The following is an 18,345-nucleotide window of genomic DNA, read 5'->3' as shown; positions in this document are numbered from 1 at the left end:
CCGTGGTTTCATTATGTAACGAAAACCATGAATCGGATATCGTTAAAACCGAAACTGCATCATTAAAATCGATAATAATCAACCTTCAATTTACACAATCGCTATGCAAAAACGGAAAAGCCGCGCAAGCATGCTTGTACGGCTTCTCTCATGTCATTGAATATCTTTATATTTGCCCGGTGTAATGCCCTCAAATTTCTTGAATATCCGATTGAACGTATTCATGTCGGAGTATCCGACTTTTTTCGCAATGTCCGTGACAGATAAGACTTGAAGAGAAAGCAGCCGCTTTGCTTCTTCTAATCGAGTTCTGCTAATAAAATCAAGCAAGGCTTCACCCGTCTGTGCTTTAAACTGTTTGGATAAATAGGAAGGGGTTAACCCGAACTTATCGCCCACCATCGAGATGTTCAGATTCTCTTCAGCGTAATTGCTTTTGACGTACTCGATGACCTGCTGGCTAAGTTGGTTGTTATCCTGCCCACGGTCTTCCTGAATGAATCGGCACACCTGTCTCAACACTTCTCTAATCTGTACCTTCATCTCTTTGATGGTTGAACTGCTCATCAATCGGTCGATTTGGTCGGTTTTTACGATTAACGCCTGATTATTGCTGCTCGTACCGATTTCATCCATCGTTTTTAGCAGCGTACTTATCAAATCAAACATGAGGCACTTGGCGAGCGGTACGGACAAGGACGCATCCGATACGTTAGTCTCGATGATTTCGTCGATGATTGCACTCGATTTTTCAAAATCCCCTGACTTCACAAAATTGATCAGCTGGTGCTCTACAGGCAATGGATAGTAGTAACTTCTGGATTGCCTAACCGTTTCTGAACTCGGTAAATCATCGTAGCCAATAATTTCCCCGCTGCCCATAACGAGCCGGTACTCTAAGGCTGCCAAGGTTTGCTGGTAAGCTGGTGGGATCCCATAGAGCTCCTGATGGATGCCGCTGATCGCCACAGTCAAATGGACATGGAAATGTTCTAGTAAGAATGATTTCACCTGCTCGGCAATACGCTTCAACTCTTGCGAATCCGGATCTGTCCCGAAATTTACGATGCACGCTTGCATATTGTCTACTTCCGTAATGAAAGCTTGATTGTGATGACCGATCACTTCTTCAGCGACATTCATAATAATGAAATGCAGCATTCTCACTTTCTCAGGAGCGGCATACTCGTCAATCTCAAACTTGCCGAAATGCTCGATGTGAAATAACAAAACGGCAAAATACGGTGAAGCCAAACGAATATCGTGGGCAGCAAGCGATTCGTGTATCGGGACATTTTGTTCCAAACGGCCTTTCAGCAGCCCCTGAAGAAAATGCGAACGAATGGCATCACGATGCTGATGCAGCCGCCTATCAATCTGTTCTTTTTCTGCAAACGTATTATTCAACGCATCCTGTAAAAATCCGTATTCGTTCGAACCTTCATGAAAAGATATCCCTGATTTCACAGAAAAGCTCCGAATCAGTAGGTTGATTGGGTTATAATTTTTTCTCAAAAAGAGATATGTGACAATTCCCCCCATGATAAGGCTCAAGATCACACTGGCGTAAATCAGCTTCTTCATGTATTTCATCTTGTCATCATATAATTCGGCGGGAATCGTTGAAATGTATTTCCAACCTGTGCTGCTTGAGGTGATATAAGAAACGGCTGCCCTTTTGCCGGAGTCCTCACTGATAAACATCCCATTTTTACCAGAAAGATTGTCGTAATCCAGAAAGTCCGTTCTAGATTCAAAGCCAGTTGAAGCAATTAGGCGGTTTTCCTTATCGAGTACAGCTATTGAGGTTTTATCCGACGTGGATGGAATATTATCCAGCAGCTTGGAATCCTTAATGACAAATAAAATGACTGCGCCTGGATGATCTGGGTTGGCGAGTATGACGGATTTGGCATACATCACAGCTTTGACTGAATGGCCGTCTTCCCTAAACGTAATGGGTGCATACTCCTGGATGTAAGGCTTCTCAAAAAACTTCGCCCACTCCTCGTAGCTCATCCCGTCTTTCTCGCGGATCTTTTCAAACAACATACGGCTGTTCGTGTGATCACGTGTCGATATAACCGTGTCGCTATTCCGGTAGTAGATATAGATTTGTTCAATAAAATCATTCGCTGTCTGGTATACCCGCAGATCGTTGGCAATGCTGACCAAATCGTAATAGTCGCTATCGGTCAATGGCTTCACCGTATTCATGAAACCAGTTACCATCTTGCTTAAAGCGATTTCCAAGCTTAACCGCTCAATACCGCGAAGGCTATTATCAATCGCTTGCTCCATCTGCTCTAGGGCTGACTTGTTCGCACGGTTGACTTCCGATTCCACAACATGCCAGGCAGCTGCGTATAGAATCCCACTAATGATAATCGGGATAAGAAGTACAGAAATATAGGATATGAGCCACGTGACGATAACACTGCGTTTGTTGAAGCGGATTCGAGCAAGATTCATTGGAGTACCCCTCATCGCCATGATGTAACTGCTTTCACCACCATTATACAGAAAATATGGCAGGATTGAAGAACTTATATTGTATATAAAAGGAAAGCTGGAATCGATCAGTATGTAATTACCCCACTATGTGTGAGGAAGCCAGCGAATTCATCGAAATCAGGCAACTCATCGAGGGGGAAATATCCGTATCTCATGTAAATGAATTCAACACATTCTCAACATGCATTGAGTATCTTTCGAGTGGAAATCCGATCCTGCTGCTTGATAACGAGGCAATCGGTCTTGCTTTAGGATTGTGTAAATGGGAGAAACGCGCCATAGATGAACCTTCCGCTGAAGTGGGAATCCATAGTCCACGCGAAGGCTTTACTGAAAATCTTCGAACTTCTACTATTTAATTTGTCGGATTACCGCTTTGTGGTCTTTCCTCTGGGCATCTTTTCACTTGTGTTTAGCTTGTGGGGATTACCCAATTCCGTCTTTGTTGTGAAATGGCCAGTACGTGTTGGGTGACAAATAAGTTTTGAAGTGCAAGAAACCAGCAAACTCAAGGGTTTGCTGGTTTCTTTCGTAAAAATAAATTACTTGCCATTTGGCCTACCACCTCAAGCCGGTTTTTACGGCTTATGGCTTTGTTTTCGCCTTGCCTTTAAGCCGACACCAGCCCCCGGCGGTGCCGATCCTTATACAATCGACCGACACTCGGCTACGTCCAAGCCGAAAATAAATTTTTGCACCGCCTTGGCGACACCATCCTCATTGTTGGAGGAGGTGACGGCATCGGCGATCGCCTTGACGTGCTCCTCGGCGTTGCCCATCGCTACGCCGAGCCCCGCCGCCTGCAGCATCAGCACGTCGTTATCGCTGTCTCCAACCGCCAAGACCTGCGTCATGTCGATGCCGAGCAGACGGCAAACCTCCCGCACGCCGCTTTCCTTGGTGATCCCCTGGACGGAGATCTCCACATTGACTGGTGCGGAAGCAGTAATCTCCAGCCCGCCCCAGCCGAGCAGCTCCTCACGGATGCGCGCAACTACCGCCAAATCGTCATGCTTCATGCCGAACTTCATCCAGTCGGTTTCAAACAGCTCTTCGCTCCAATTGCGCCTGCTGGACAAGCTCTCCACGGAATAGCCCCAGAAATGCGCATCCTCGCGGAGAGCCAGCTCATGCAACCGACGAACCGTTTCGCGGGGCAAATGGGTGCGGGCCATCAATCGGCCTGGCCCTTCCCAGATCTCCGCACCGTTCAACAGGACCATCGGGGAATCGAGCTCCAGCTCCTCCCAAAAATGGCTGGCCGTCTGCACACCCCGGCCCGTGGAAAACATGACAGTTACCCCATGGTCCACTGCCTTACGCAGCCACTTCTTCGTTTCTTCCGTCACCTGCTTATCGTCAGTAAGCAGCGTGCCGTCCATATCCAAAGCTAGCAATTTATAATGCGACATTTCCTCGTTCTCCTCCATGCACTCCTTCCGATTACAGCGACAGGCTATCAACAGGTACCTCAAATACGCGCTTCAACACCAAACCCGCGGCCAGAGCCGCTTCGTTCGGTTTCTGCCGCATGTAATTGAGCCGCACCCCACGACACGTTTCCGGCACGTTAGCCATAATCCGCTCGTCCATGACCTGGATTAGCAAATCGCCAAACGACTCAAGCAGCTTGCCCGTCATCAGCACCTGGTCGGGATTTAGAAACGTCACCACGTTGCTTACGGCCAAGCAGAGCGCCGTCACAACGGTTTCGTATAGTTCTGCCATCCGCGGCTCGCCGGTACGAACGCCTTCAGCGAACTCATCCAGCGTCAATCCGGCATTCATTGCCAGTCCGCTTGTAGATGCAAGCGTAGTCAGGCAGCCCATTCCCCCGCAGTGGCAGCGGTAAACGTTGGCACCCGTGAATGCCTTGTAATGCCCAAATTCCCCAGCTACGAAATTGGAGCCGGTCACCAACTGATTATCGGCTACGATCGCGCCGCCTATGCCGTAATCGAATTTCAGCGTTATATTGTCCGACGAGCCTCTAAGGCTGCCATTCATGTTTTCATTGATCGCTAATAAATTAACGTCGTTCTCCAGATAGAAGGGCATATCGTACCTATTCTCCAGCCGCTCCTGCAAAGGAAACCGTCCCCACCCAAAACCAGGCAGTCGCAGTGCGATTCCCTGCTTGGAAACCACCAGCCCCTGAATACTCAGGCCGATCCCTTTGATCCGGCTTCGTTCCGGAGCTAGCTGAAGGAGCTCATCGATAACCTCGCACACGGTCGCGATAATATGGTCTTCGTTCACGTACCGATCTACCGGGCGTCTGGCTTCGCCGACAAGATCGTAGTGAAAATTGTGCAGGGCCCCCTGGACATATTTCCCCGCGAGTTCGATGCCGATGGCGAACATGTTGGCGACATTGATCGTCAGCGGAACCGGCTTGCGGCCTCCGCTGCTTGCGCCGGGCGTACCCTCGATTACGATATCCTCCAGCAGCAGCCGGTTGACGATATTGGTCACGGTTTGCTGAGTCAGCCCCGTTTTGTCGGCCAACTCCACACGGGATATCGGTCCTTCGGCAAAGACCAGGTGCAGCACCTTCTGCTGATTAATCGATTTGAGCAGTTGCTGGCTGGTTACTCTAGTCATTCGCTTTTTCACCACTCCTTTTGACGTTCCGGGGTGTATACACAATTTAAGAGACCAACCATTTGGCGAAAAAACATTTTAAATCAAATTGATATATTAAGTATTATGATAAAATGAAACCCTTTCTGCATAGGAGGGAAAACGCTAGTTTGAGAAAATATCCTCGTTGTCTGATACGTACGAACGGAGCCCCAGCTCCTGCAGCTAGATACCTGCCGTACGAATGGCGAACGTATAAACCTCTTGGCAAAGAAGCTTCGTGATTTGGGGCTGCCATGTTCCTCGATAATGGAGCCCGCATGCAACGTTTTACTTGGTCACTAAGCCGGATTTTATGTCTTAACGATCTTTTGCCCACTCCGTCAGGGGCATTACCGCATGGAGCACCTGACTTAGTATCGATGGTGCAACCCTACTATGAATCCGCCAGGATTCGCCGCAGCACCGGCTCCAGACCGTTGGCCATGCGCAGGAAGCCCATGTCCGTCGGGTGGACACCGTCCACGGTCGCTTCAGCCGGATCTGCACCGAGCAGTGTTGAGCCGTCGAAGAAGAACAGACGGCGGTCTCCCTGTTCCTGCAGCTGTTTAACATGCTCCCGCTGGAACGTCAGTCGTTCCAGCCGACTGTGCAGCAGCTCGGGCTTCAGCGGCTCCAGCCCGTATGGGACCCGCGATATGACGAGTATCGGTGCCTCCGGGCGAGCTTCCCGCAGAATGCGGATAAACTCCGGCAGCGTCTGCCGGTATTTCTCGGTGCTGCCAGAGTTGCCTTCATAATCAAGGACGAGCAGCGCTGGGTCCTCGATCTGAGAAATGAGGCGGGCTAGCTCGGGCTCGCCTTTGCCGTTGCCAGAGAAGCCGAGATTTATAAATTCGTAATTGATCCTTCGGCTAAGAATATTCGTGTACGCCATTCCCGGGCGGGAAGCGCAGCCTCCCTGCCCGATGGAGGTGCCGTACAGGACAATCCGCTTTTCCGATTCATAAGCCTTAGGGGGAAGAATCCGCGCACCCGGCTCCAAACCGATCCAGACTGCCTCTACCCCTTGATACAGGGGGAGATTCAGGGTGAACTGGCGCAGTCCGACGCTCTCTCCTGCAAACAGTTCGCTCTCGTACTCCTGCTGCGACGGCAGAAACCTTGCCGTCCCGGCATACAGCAGGGCACCGGCTTCGCCTATGTAAGCATCGACTCCGCCTTCACCCGTAGCCGGCATATGATACATGCCGGTTTTGGCTTTCAATCGCATCCGAACCGCCACCGACGGCGAGTCCGTCTGAAAGCGGATCTGTCCGCCCGCAGTACAGTTAGCCAGGTCATCCACTGCGGGCGGGATCTCCACGTTCGGCTTCACCGGAAGGCGGCGGTACTGGTGCTCCAAGTCCCACCAGGCAAGGCCGGAAACGCGAAACGGACTCTCTAGGGGACTGTGCCACTCTTTCCCGACAACTCCGCCAGTTTCCACTTTCATATGCTTATCCAACTGAAAGGCATTCCCTGTCGGTTGATTATTCTCGGCCATAAACCGCCCACCTCCATGCAAAATGAATCAACATTCTTAACCATTTATCGCTCAACCGCCTAGCCTACTTAACCCGCTTACCCACTAAATCCAATAATTTCTGCTAAAATGATTCCTGCGCCAGCTTACTTCCCGCTAAGCCTTCACGCGTCCATTTTCATCCAAATTAACCGGCTCGCCCCGGCGAACCGATTCATAAGCCGCCGAAGCGACAGCAGCCGACCGAAGACCGTCCATGCCGGTAATCGGTACTTCCCGGTTGCTTCTTATCGCATCGATGAAAGCCTGCACCAGACTTCGGTTCATATCGTCTCCCCAGTAGCTCCACTGGGCTTTCATACTCTCGTTGCTGTAGACCTCGCTCTTCTGGCCGAAGGCATTGACGGAAAGCAGACCGTTCGTTCCTACAATCTCCATCGTAACATCGCCCCAGTAAGGGAAAGACTTCGTACGCGACCAGCTGGTATCGATCGAAGCAAAAGCTCCGTTCGCGAACTTCACGTGCAGTATTCCGGCGTCATCCACCGGAATCTCATGGAACAGGGTCGCAACTTCAGCGTAAACCTCCGTTACAGGACTTTCCAGCATCCAGTTGAGCAGATCCATGACATGTACGGAATGGTCCAGTAGGGCGCCTCCGCCAGATAGCGCAGGATCAATGAACCAGCCTCCCGGCATGGTGCCCCGGTTCGTGCCTTTCACTGCAACGACCTCACCGATCTCGCCCCTGTCGATCGCTGCCTTGGCCTGCACAATTGCAGGGAGGAAGCGGCAGGGAAACGCCGTCATTAGCCGGACTCCGTTCTTCTCGCAGGCAGCTACCATCTGTTTCATTTCCTCCACGTTCAAGCCGAGCGGTTTCTCGCACAGCACATGCTTTCCCGCCTCCGCTGCGGAAATCGTGAGCTCGGCATGATGAACGTTCTCCGAGCAGATGACCACCGCATCACAGTCGCTGCTCAGCAGCTCACGGTAATCCGCAAAATAATGGATTTCGGCATCCTCCTGCAAATACGGCTCCACCCGGGCACGGTTCTCATCCGCTATGCCCGTTACCTTCACTCCCGGTAACCTCCGGAGCTGGCGATAGAAACCGGCAGCATGGCCATGGGCGAAGCTGATCATTCCTATCTTTACAACATTCGTTAACTCAGACACTGCTTCTCTTCCTCTCCATCACTGTATACGTACCGGACGTCCTGATGCGGCAGATTCAATCGCGGCAAGGCCTGTCTGCAGCGCACTCCGGGCGTCAGCGATCGTTATGTCCGGCTCGGCGCCGGTCCGCAGGCATTCCACGAAATGAGCCAGCTCCAGGTAATACGGATTATGCATAAAAGGGCTTTTGGGAATCGCAACATCCGGGGTATCCGATAAATCCCTATTTGCCTTGAACTTCTTGAGCGAAACGGCATCCTCACTGTCAAAGCGGATGACACCTCCGCTGCCCGCCAATTCCACACTCGTCGTAAAAGGGCCCGGAAATCCCCAATAGCCCTCGAGATGCGCAATCCCGCCATTTTCGAAACGCAGGGTAGCCAGAGCATAGTCGAGACCCTCGTGCCTGCGGTTCATTGCATACACGGATACAGCCTTCCCGAAGATGCTTTGAGCAAAATCAATATCGTGAATCATTAGGTCGAGGATCACACCCCCGCTGATGTCACTATTGGCGTACCAAGTCTTGGCAATACCCGGATTGCCGCCCATCCGTCTTGTATGCAGCACTCCTGGCTTCCCGACGACTCCTTCCGCAGCTTTGCGGCGAATATCGGAATAACTTGGGAAGAAGCGTACCACATGCCCGATAAACAGCCGTACTCCGTGCTGCTCGCTGACAGCGGCCATTTCATCCGCTTCCTCGGGCGACAATCCGATGGGCTTCTCGCAAATGATATGCTTCCCGTGACGGGCAGTCCTGAGAACAAATTCCTTATGCATATGAGTAGGCAGGCAGACGTCTACAACATCCGGCCCCGCCTCCGATACCATTTGATCGAAATTGAAATAAGCCTTTGTCTCTAATTTCCCAGCAAGCGCAAGGGCGGCTTCTTCCTGCATATCACACACACCGACAAGCTCAATACCGGGCATTCTAATCCATTCGGCCCCATGAGTACGGCCCATTGTACCGCAGCCGACTACAGCAATCTTCATGCAGCATTCTCCTTTTTGCAAAACAGAATTACCGGCGGAACGTCGTAAAACCGGTTCATGACTCTACATTTAACCCTTAACCGCACCTAAAGTGGCACCCTGCATAATCAACCGCTGGAACAACATGAACATAATGACCGAAGGCACCATCGCAATCGTCACTCCTGCAAACAACGTAACCCAGTCCGCTGTAAACTCCATCATTTTGTTGGCTTGGTACATCTGCACCGCAATCGTATATTTCTTGGGATCGCTCAAATAGATGAACGGCCCCATAAAATTGTTATAGAAGCCCAGGAATTTAAAAATCGCAACCGTAACAATCCCTGGAGTAGACAAGGGAACGATCACCCGCCAGAACACCTGGAAGATCGAAGCGCCGTCCATATGCGCACTTTCCTCCAAATCCTTGGGAAGCGACTTCATAAAGCCTCCGAGCAGCATCAGATAGAACACACTTTCTCCCAGGGAGGATAATAAGATTAACCCCGTTAAGCTGTTCGTCAAATGAAGCTCCCTCATGATCACGTACTGCGGCACCAGGGCGTTAATCCCCGGCAGGAATAAGGAAAGCATAATGAGGCCCCAGATCAACTGCCGTCCCTTAAACTCCATCCGGGTCAAAGCATAAGCGTTAAGCGTAGTAAAGAACAAGCTGAGTACAAGGCTTCCGCCTACATAATAAAGCGTATTTAGCAGCGAACGACCGAAGCCATATTCCGTCCAGGCTGTTGTGTAATTGGACCACTGCAGCTTTTTGGGAAGGCTCCAGATGTCCTTGAAAAATTCCGGATTGGATTTGAGAGACTCATAGAACACCCACACCAGCGGAAACAGTATCGACAAAGCCCAAACATACAGCACCAGACGCCATAGGACGTCCATTAACGTCATTTTTTCCTTCAATTTCATCTTCTCCCCGCTTTAAAAAGTAGGCTCTAATACTCTACGCTTCGGTTTGGCAGAAACTTATCCATCAGCAGTTTGGCCGTGATCAAGATGACGAAGAGAATCATACCGACAGCGGAAGCGTAACCGTAGTTGATGTACTCTTTACCGAAAGCAAGGTTGAACATATAGAGACCGATTACATCCGTGGAGCCGGACGGGCCGCCGTTAGTCATAATCAAAATAAGCTCGAACGTCTTGAGCGTGCTGATCACGAGGAATAGTGCACTGACCCGGACGACGGGCAGAATGAGCGGCAGCGTAATCTTGAATAACCGCGTCATATGTCCTGCGCCTTCGATAATAGCCGATTCATACAGCGACTTGGGAATGGCCGACATCGCATTTACGAAAATGATGACATAGAGCCCGACGCCACCCCAAACCCACGGAGGAATCAGCGCCCACAGTGCCGTACCTTCGCTGCCCAGCCAATAAAAATGGTTCATGTCGATCCCAAGCAGCTTCAAACCGCTGTTAAGCAGGCCGTACGTGCCGTCATATATGAATGCCCATAATAAAGCAACGACAACAATGGATAAGACGTTTGGAAAAAAAAACAAGATTTTCAGGAACTCATTCTCCACATAAGTCTTGTATGTGACCAGATACGCGAGCACTAAGGAAATGAGCACGACAAGCGCCGGTACCGTTGCCATAAAAATAAGATTGTGCTTAAGCGCCCGCCATACATACTCGTCCTGAATCGCGGTAACAAAGTTGCTGAGCCCTACATACTTGGAATCCGTTAGTCCATCCCAATCCAATAACGCATAGTAAACGGATAAAACATTCGGAAGCAGCGTAAACAGTAGATAGCCACCGAACGGCGGCACGACGGCCATGATTAGAAAAATCCACTTCTGCGTCCGCGCTTTATCCAGTCCCATGCTGCCGGAGGAAGTGGGTTTAACTTTCAGTACAGTGGGTTCGGACAAAGGGAAGTCAACTCCTATGAAGGGAAATGGTAAAGGGGAGAGAATCCCTCCCCGCCTATGAACTTATTTCTTCTGAGCTTCTACCGCTTTCTTGAGCAAAGCGTCCGCTTCTTCGAGAATCGGTTTCGGATCCTGCTTGCCTAATACGATCTTCACCGTGGCTTCTTCCACCATCTTATTGGCTTTGGCCAGGTTCGGATCGGAGATGCTGACGGTTCTGTGCGGCTTATAAGAACGGGCATCGTTATCCTTAATGTACTTTAGAATCGCCTGCGCAGAGGTGGACAGCTTAACGACTTTACTCGCATCGTCAATCAAATCTTTTCTCATCGGGAGAGCGCCTGCCTTTTCTGCGGCAAACTGTTGGTTATCTAGCGTCATCAGCCACAGAATGAATTCCTTGGACCACTTCTTATTTAGATCCGGCTTACCCGCCCACATGTATTGGAAGTTAGTGATTCCGCTTCGGATCCAAAGCTTCTGCTCCGCCTTATCCCTGAACGGCACCGCCATAAAGCCCCACTTGAAGCCTTCCGGCGTGGTCTTCTTCATTTCGTTCTCCACATGGCTTCCTGTGGAAACCATCGCGGCCTGGCCTTGAATCACCTGCATCTGGGACTGAGTATGCGTTAAGGCCGGCAATCCTTCCGGGAAGTACCCCTTCTTGCCCAGCTCATACAGTCGGTTCCAGTGTTCCAAGCTTTCCTCGCTCGTAAATTGAGGACCGTTGTACGTTTTATAATTTTCGATCACCTTATCGGCGTTTCCTTTGATATCGGCCAGCTCAAACAGCTTTGCCGGTCCAAAGGCCCAGTCATAGTAATTAGGGTAAACGCCCGGGAAAGTAATCGGAGCCAGGCCGTCCGCCTTAATTTTGGCAAGCAGGTCGTTAAACTCGGCCCATGTCTTCGGATTCTGGTTCCAGCCCTTCTGCTCGAACAACGTCTTATTGTAGAATAATCCGCCGTAGGAGCTTGAGGTCGCAAACTCGTATACCTTTCCGTTCACCTTGGTAAACGATTCGGCGAGGCCCGGCATCATGAGCTCCTTCACTGCTTTCCCCGGTACGTCCGGAAGCTTCTTGTCGAACATATTATCGAAAGGCTCGAGCTTACCGGCTTCAGCCAGGGAAATGATACCCTGTGCTCCGGATGGCGGCGTCGTGTTGAAAATGTCGAACATGTCATTGTCGTTGCTTGCGGAAATTTTTGTTTGAATCATGTTCTTCATGTCCGCCGATGCGGTAACGTCGAAGGATACGTTCGGGTATTTAGCCTGGAAGGACTTCACGGCATAATCGAACCATTCCCTTCCATAGCCTCCCATGAAGAAACCGACCTTCAGCGTCACTTTCTCTGTCTTCGGCAGCCCATTTTCGTAGACTTCCTCTTTAGTCTGATTCTGAGGCTGACTTGCGGAAGGTTGTTCCGTTTTTCCTGTACACCCTGCAAGCAGCGAACCCGACATGGCAACAGCCAGGCTAAAAGCCGTAAGCTTTCCAAATTTGTTTCTCATACTGAAACCCCCTTCTAATTTATAAAAAAAATTGATTTATTAAGTTTAAGGATACAGTGAAATTGTTTGGCGATGATTATCGTTATGTAAGAGATCTGTTAAAAATCGCTGATTCACATGGTATGAACACGCTTACAATTTACACTCAATTAATAAATCAATTTTATTTATTATTATATTACCTGTTTTTTCTTTTAGATACAATAGATATCTTTCGACAAAAATCCCTGCCTTTACCCAGTAATGACCCGCGTGGTAAACTAATTTCTACTAAGAGAATAAACGTGTTCAGTTCAAGGAAGAGGTCGACTTATGTCCACATTGAAACATGCAAGCCACACGCTGCTTAAATCCATTAATCAGCAGAAGGTGCTGCATCTGATCTATTCGGAATGTCCGATCTCCCGTGTAGAGCTAGCTGGAAAAACCGGACTTAGTCAGCAAACCGTCACCAACATCGTCAACCGGCTTCTCGAGGATCAAGTGATCGTCGAAGGCGAACCGCAATCCCTTGAGAGCGGCAGCGGCCGTAAGCGCGTTCCCCTGCTGCTTAACGGTTCCCGATTCAGTGCGATCGGCATTGAATTGTCAGGCACATCGGCACGGGGAGCGGTATACAATTTTCAGCACGTCCGCTTGGCGGAAACCGAAGTGAAGGCAGACCGTTACGAGACCGAAGAGGACTTGCTCCGGGTGATCCGCAGCGTAATCGACAAACTCATGGGCCAGACCCCTGACCCTACCAGCCTGAAGGGAATCGGCTTCAGCGTCCATGGACTCGTTGACTCCTCCGAGGGCATTCTGCTTCGCTCGCCGGGGCTCGGCTGGAAGCGGATACCGCTGGCGAAGCTGCTCGAGGATGAGTACGGGCTTCCCGTCTTTCTGGAGAATGACACCAACTTGCTTGCGCTCAACGAGAATATGGGCGGAAGTCTGATCTCTTCCAAAAGCAATGTGACGCTTAAATTGGGCAGCGGCATCGGGGGCGCCATCGTCGTAGAGAAGATGCTGATCACCGGCTCCTCCTTCGTAGCAGGCGAGGTAGGCCATTATAAGGCGTTTATGCCGCCCTACGATTATGAGTGCTACTGCGGCGGCAGAGGATGTCTCACCACTCTGGCATCCTCAAGGGGATTGCTGCGGACGCTCGGCAGGAGTGTGGAGCAGTTCAGCGAAGCTATCCGCGCCGGAGACCCCGAAACCGTTCAGCTTTGCGAGATGGTGAAGTCGGCGATCGTTTATACCGCTGCCAATATCGTCACCCTGCTCAACCCGGACCGGGTTTTGCTCACCGGGTTCATGCTGCCGGTGTGGGGGGACTCGTTCGTCGACGAGCTTAAAGCGCGAGTGATGGCCCAAGTGCCTCAAACGTGCCGGAACGTGGAATTTCTCCATCTCACCGACGTGGAAGACGAGACTGCGCTGGCCGTCGGGCTTGTCCTGCAGAGCGTGTTCAAGATCCCGCTCGACAGCTTGTCGCTGTAAACCGCGGCCATTTGGCCGAAATGGACTGCCTAGCGAGCTGCGCGTAATCTGGCACAGCACCTGCGCGGGTCCCCAGATTACACTGTGCTGAATGGAGCTCTCACATAAGACCGAAATGAGGCTTTTCTCGCGGTTGCTCCAAACTTTAAGAAAGCAACAAAAAACCCCTGGAAGCATTCCAGGGGTTTTTGTTGCTTTGCGCCTTACAGGCTGGTTATCTGACCCAGACGCGAAGCAGGGCCTCAGCTTTATCATTCAGCCACTGCCGGGCGTCCGCTGCCGCCAATTCTTGATGTGCTATATTAGAGAGGTGCTTCATAAAGTCCTCGATCTTCTTCGCTGCCTGATCCCGCTGTCCCATCTGCATATGTTTGTCAGCCTGGCTTAGCGCATTTTCCAGCTGTTTGGCCAACGGATGGGTAACCTTGCCGGAGGCAATAAAGCGCTGCAAGCCGTTCTGCAGAGCAGGCAAGTCGATCGTTGTCTTAAAACTTACCGAATCGCTGAGCATAGATTCCGCTCCCGAAGAGTGTACGGTCTTTACCTGGAACGTATACACCGTGTCCGGCTCTAGTCCCGTCAAATTGTACACCGTTCCGGTTACCGTAGATACGGCCCCACGACTGTCGTACACCTGGTAGGTCACGCTGCTTCCGTCGGATGCTGTTACCGGGGACCAGCTCAACTGCGCCGAACCCGCAGTCACGTTTGCCGCCATTACACCTTGCGGGGCTTCTACGGTAAGCCGGGTGCGGAAAGACCAAATATCCGAGTAAGTCCTTCCGCCGAAGCTGTCCTCCGCCAGTGCGTACCATTCGTAATTCGTGCTGCCTTTCAGGCCGTTCCAGTTGACCATGGCTGTGGAACCGCTGGCCGCTTGCGCCGATCCGATCGCGTCGTTCGCGTACACTTTTACCGTCATCGCGTCGGTTGCCACTCTTTTTAGCATTGGCTTCAGGTCCAGCGAAAGCTTAAATTCGTCCTTGGTCGGATCGTAATAATTGTAATCGTCCAAATACGGCGAATACGTATTCACATAGACGGTATCCGTCTTCGTATCAAAATGCAGAAGCTTCAAATATCCATTTCCACCATTCGGAATGCCCTGGTAATCGTTAAGAATCTGATATACTTTGCGATCCGGCTGTCCGTCCTTGTTATCGTCAAGCTGGTCGGTACGCAGCGCACTTCCGGTGAAATGACCGCTCATGACCATCCATACGTTAGGATTCGGCACTACCACCTTTTGGTACATCTGATTGCCGGTTGCAGATCTCGCTGCGTTATTTTGCAAATATTCATGAACCACAATGACAGCTTTACGGTCCGGATACTGCTTCAGAACGTTGTTCATCCATCCCATGTCCTCATCATTAAAGCCCCAGCCCATATAGACGAAAATAAAATCGTTGCCGCTCGCCGAGATCAGATCATAGTGACCTTTGTTATCTTTGTACGACTCTCCGTAGTAAGGCTTATCCTTAAAGCGATTCTCTCCGAAATACTTCGAGAATTCCGAGTAATCCGGCACTGACGTCGCTCCTCCGTCGAATACGTCATGGTTGCCCGCAGCTACGCCCCAAGGAATTTGTGCATCTTCCACCACCTTCATGAACTTATCCACACGTTCCCACTGTCCTTTGATGCCTGCAGAGTTTACAATGTCCCCCACTTGCATCACATATTGAATATTCATCAATTCTTTGGCATCGCGCAGGAAATTGACTTGGGATTCAAAATACTCCGGCTGAACTTCCGCGTATATCTGTGTGTCCGGTATAGAGGCAATGGTAAAATCGTACTGCTCACGGCGTGGAATCTCGTCCTGAATCAGGACTTGGACTTTACCGCTTCTTGCATAATTACCGCCGTCCACCGCTGCAGAGAGGGTAAAATCTTCCTCCGAATCCGCCACCGTGGACGCCAGGGAGTCCCATTTCACGGTAATATAATTCCACGCATACAAACTTATTTTACGGCCCTTGAGCGAATGCCCTTCCCAGCTGAGCTCGAGACGGTCGCCAGCGTCTGTTTCCGCCCCCACCTCTACTTCAAAGCGCTGATAAGGAAACTGTTCAGTCGAGTCCGAAGTGACGTAACGGTCATCGGAGGCACCGGCCGCTGTTTGTTCTTCGGCAGTCAGCTGCATTTCTCCCGGACTCGTCAAGGTCAGAGGGGGCTCCACATCAGCCGCATGCTTATAAGCAATCACTCCCGCATCCGCGGCGGTGATCTTTTGCCCTTTAAAGAACTTCACGTTCAGCGGGTCGCCGGTGGGATCGGAAACCGATACCTGCAGGCTCACGTTCGTGTCCGTATCCTGTTCACCGTCCGCCGGCGCCGCTAGGAGCGGCTTACCCGGAAGCTCTGCAGGAGTTGTAAACTTGATCGTTTTCTCCGTCGATTTGCCCCCGGCGTCTACAGCCTTAAGCACAAGATTATGCTCCCCCGGAGTGAGAGCCGCAGAGGAGGTGGAATACGGAACCTCAATGAGCCTGCCATCCAGTTTCACCTCGAAAGATTTGACAGAGGAAGCCGCATCCGATGCGGAAGCTTGTATATCAAAAGCCCCTTTGTAAGTACTGCCTTCCGTAATACTCGTAGTTACTTCCGGACCCTGATTGTCTACCATCACGCTCGCTGTGTCCTTGCTGCCGTCAGGCAGCGACACTTCGACCCGATGAGGTCCATCAACGGCTGATGCGGTATTCCATCGGTAAGAGATCCCGTCCCAATAGCGCTCGGGAATCGTGAAATTGAAGTACACTACCGGAAGGAAGCGTCCGTTATCTCCCATGTCGAGTATGGTTGCCGGATTCGCATATTTCGGGTCGCGGATGACCGTACCGTCCGCCAAAACAAGCCGGACATTGCGGATATTGAAATCATCCAAGCCGGGCTCCGGCTGATTCTCATAATAAGACCTGGTTACTGAACCCGCACGCAGGGCAATCGGATTCGCTTGACCGTACTTGAACAAATCGGGCCGTACCGGTACTACCATAGTTTTGTAGTCCTGAGTGCTGAACGGAATCAAGTGGAGCGTCTCAGTGCCCATGGTGGTCACGTTCTGCCCTTTGTCTATGTCGTCCGCTTCAAATACGAAATAAGCCGTTTTCTCGAGAGCATGTTCCGTTGGACTGACCGGCTGGCCGTCGATCGACAGCGACATGGACCCTTCGGTGGCAGACGAACCGATCAGAACCCGCTCACCTGACAGAATATCGCCTTCACGAACGTTCAGCGCAGGGCTTATCTCATTCCCCGCCAGGCTGAGCGTTCTCGGAGCCGTAGACGTTTCGTTGAAGGTATCGGACGCTTGGAAATAGTAGTCGAGCGTTGGGCTCCCGAACCATTCCATCATCTCCAATGAATAGCGGAAGCGTCCATCGGCGCCGCGCGGCAAGGTTACCATTTTATAATTCGTCGTCTTGTTGGATTTATAATATAGATTAACGGACGCAAGCAAACGATCATCTGCCGCTTCGGCCATCAGCCCAATCGGTTTGATCAGGTCAATGCCGGAGAGATCCGTAAGATCTTTTACCGACGGCGGGACAGGGTCGTTTACAGTACGGACAGGCTCCGCGGGTACGTTAGCCGAGTTGAAGGTTCCCGGGGAGGCAGGCACCGTCTTGGAGCTTAGTTTCTTCATATCGAGACTGCCGTCGTCCGGAACACCGTACTCGACACTCAGATCCGCCGCCGTATCGATCACACCCGGATTATAGCTTGCGCGTACAATGTCTGTTCCCGTATTAGTCGCCACCACGATGGTTCTTTCCCTCAGGTTGTTAAGACCCCCGGGAATCCGGACTATGTCTTTATTTTCAACGAGCGAGGTTTGAAAATGCTGATTAAAGTCAGCCACCTTCTTGGGCTCCCCTGATGGCGTAACCGCCCAGAAAACCATGGTCTGCTTAGGCTGGATGATAATCTGTTCATCGGTGTAAGGCCGCCAGAACAAATCTTTGCCGGGCTCTCCCGGGTACCTGTATAAAATAGAGTAGTCTTTGAAGTCAATCGACTGGTCACTGTTGTTATAAACCTCTAGGTACTCGAAGGGATCCTCTCCCAGCGCATCGTCTCCACCTGAGTCGGGGACAATTTCAGTAATAAGCATGCGGGGAATGCCGGATGCCGCTTCGATGGCGGCTGCGCTTTCTGCAGCTGCAGGTCTGCTAAGCGGCAGCAGAGAACCGGCGACAAGCTGTGTGACCAGCAGGCAGGTGAAGCAGCGTGTTAACGTTTTCTTTTTCACTTGTTAGTCATCTCCTTGGTTTCAATTTACACAATGATTTCGAAGTACAGGAAATAGCTCTATTCGAGTAGTCAATTAATAAATCTATTAGATTTATTAATTGCTGGTAGATATCATTCGCCATCAAGGCCACGTTTCCTCTTTGTTTTTGTAAAGGTTTTTTTGAGATATGGAGATGGATTATATTATGGGACGAACCCGCAAATTTGCCTCCCTGGTATTATGAGGAGCAGGCTTAGATCGAGCCGCCAACCGAGAACGCAAATAATTAACCAACAAATCATATCATGCGTCAAAACGTCCCACTCTCGGTTTTATATTCGCTCTATTGCTTCAACCTAATCAGCTTGGCAAAGTCGGCTGCCAAATATCGCTTGACTTTCTTGAAACAAACTGTT

At 50.8% G+C, this 18,345-nt stretch carries 12 protein-coding genes; 2 read left to right on the top strand and 10 right to left on the bottom strand.

Annotated features, from left to right (window positions below; all coding sequences use genetic code 11):
* Window positions 1-153 precede the first annotated feature (153 nt).
* Entirely contained in the window at window positions 154-2,472 is a 2,319-nt protein-coding gene (locus tag AC58U0_RS21170; protein WP_497380958.1) for a helix-turn-helix domain-containing protein, read from the bottom strand.
* A 128-nt stretch (window positions 2,473-2,600) separates the two neighbouring features.
* Between AC58U0_RS21170 and AC58U0_RS21165 the strand changes: the two genes are divergently transcribed.
* Window positions 2,601-2,873: a spore germination protein gene (locus AC58U0_RS21165; RefSeq protein WP_497380957.1), complete on the top strand. Its 273-nt coding sequence runs from the start codon at window positions 2,601-2,603 to the stop codon at window positions 2,871-2,873.
* Between the two features lie 285 nt (window positions 2,874-3,158).
* On the opposite strand, the gene AC58U0_RS21160 is transcribed toward AC58U0_RS21165, so the two are convergent.
* The 8 genes from AC58U0_RS21160 to AC58U0_RS21125 form a co-directional block, all read right to left on the bottom strand.
* Window positions 3,159-3,926, bottom strand: a complete 768-nt coding sequence (locus tag AC58U0_RS21160; RefSeq protein WP_057304883.1) for a Cof-type HAD-IIB family hydrolase — start codon at window positions 3,924-3,926, stop codon at window positions 3,159-3,161.
* A 31-nt stretch (window positions 3,927-3,957) separates the two neighbouring features.
* Window positions 3,958-5,118 (bottom strand): ROK family protein, encoded by a 1,161-nt coding sequence (locus AC58U0_RS21155; protein WP_497380956.1) that lies wholly within the window; start codon window positions 5,116-5,118, stop codon window positions 3,958-3,960.
* 415 nt (window positions 5,119-5,533) lie between these two features.
* Window positions 5,534-6,643, bottom strand: coding sequence for an SGNH/GDSL hydrolase family protein (locus AC58U0_RS21150; RefSeq protein WP_497380955.1), 1,110 nt, complete (start codon window positions 6,641-6,643; stop codon window positions 5,534-5,536).
* Window positions 6,644-6,778: 135 nt separating this feature from the next.
* Window positions 6,779-7,768 carry a Gfo/Idh/MocA family protein gene (locus tag AC58U0_RS21145; RefSeq protein WP_497381020.1) on the bottom strand — a complete coding sequence of 330 codons (990 nt, stop codon included), beginning with the start codon at window positions 7,766-7,768 and terminating at the stop codon, window positions 6,779-6,781.
* Between the two features lie 51 nt (window positions 7,769-7,819).
* Complete coding sequence (locus AC58U0_RS21140; protein WP_497380954.1) at window positions 7,820-8,800, bottom strand: Gfo/Idh/MocA family protein; 981 nt, start codon at window positions 8,798-8,800, stop codon at window positions 7,820-7,822.
* Between the two features lie 69 nt (window positions 8,801-8,869).
* Window positions 8,870-9,712 (bottom strand): carbohydrate ABC transporter permease, encoded by an 843-nt coding sequence (locus AC58U0_RS21135; protein WP_497380952.1) that lies wholly within the window; start codon window positions 9,710-9,712, stop codon window positions 8,870-8,872.
* Between the two features lie 26 nt (window positions 9,713-9,738).
* Window positions 9,739-10,686 (bottom strand): carbohydrate ABC transporter permease, encoded by a 948-nt coding sequence (locus AC58U0_RS21130; RefSeq protein ID WP_497380951.1) that lies wholly within the window; start codon window positions 10,684-10,686, stop codon window positions 9,739-9,741.
* Between the two features lie 63 nt (window positions 10,687-10,749).
* Window positions 10,750-12,201 (bottom strand): extracellular solute-binding protein, encoded by a 1,452-nt coding sequence (locus AC58U0_RS21125; RefSeq protein ID WP_497380950.1) that lies wholly within the window; start codon window positions 12,199-12,201, stop codon window positions 10,750-10,752.
* 312 nt (window positions 12,202-12,513) lie between these two features.
* Here AC58U0_RS21125 and AC58U0_RS21120 point away from each other — a divergent pair, with 312 nt between their 5' ends.
* On the top strand, window positions 12,514-13,686 hold the full coding sequence (locus AC58U0_RS21120; RefSeq protein WP_497380949.1) for an ROK family transcriptional regulator: 1,173 nt from the start codon (window positions 12,514-12,516) through the stop codon (window positions 13,684-13,686).
* 214 nt (window positions 13,687-13,900) lie between these two features.
* Here the strand turns inward: AC58U0_RS21120 and AC58U0_RS21115 are convergent, their stop codons facing one another.
* Window positions 13,901-17,947: an FIMAH domain-containing protein gene (locus AC58U0_RS21115; RefSeq protein WP_497380948.1), complete on the bottom strand. Its 4,047-nt coding sequence runs from the start codon at window positions 17,945-17,947 to the stop codon at window positions 13,901-13,903.
* Window positions 17,948-18,345: the final 398 nt, after the last annotated feature.

This window comes from Paenibacillus sp. J31P190, assembly GCF_059692075.1.
This window is presented reverse-complemented; position numbering and strand designations above follow the sequence as displayed.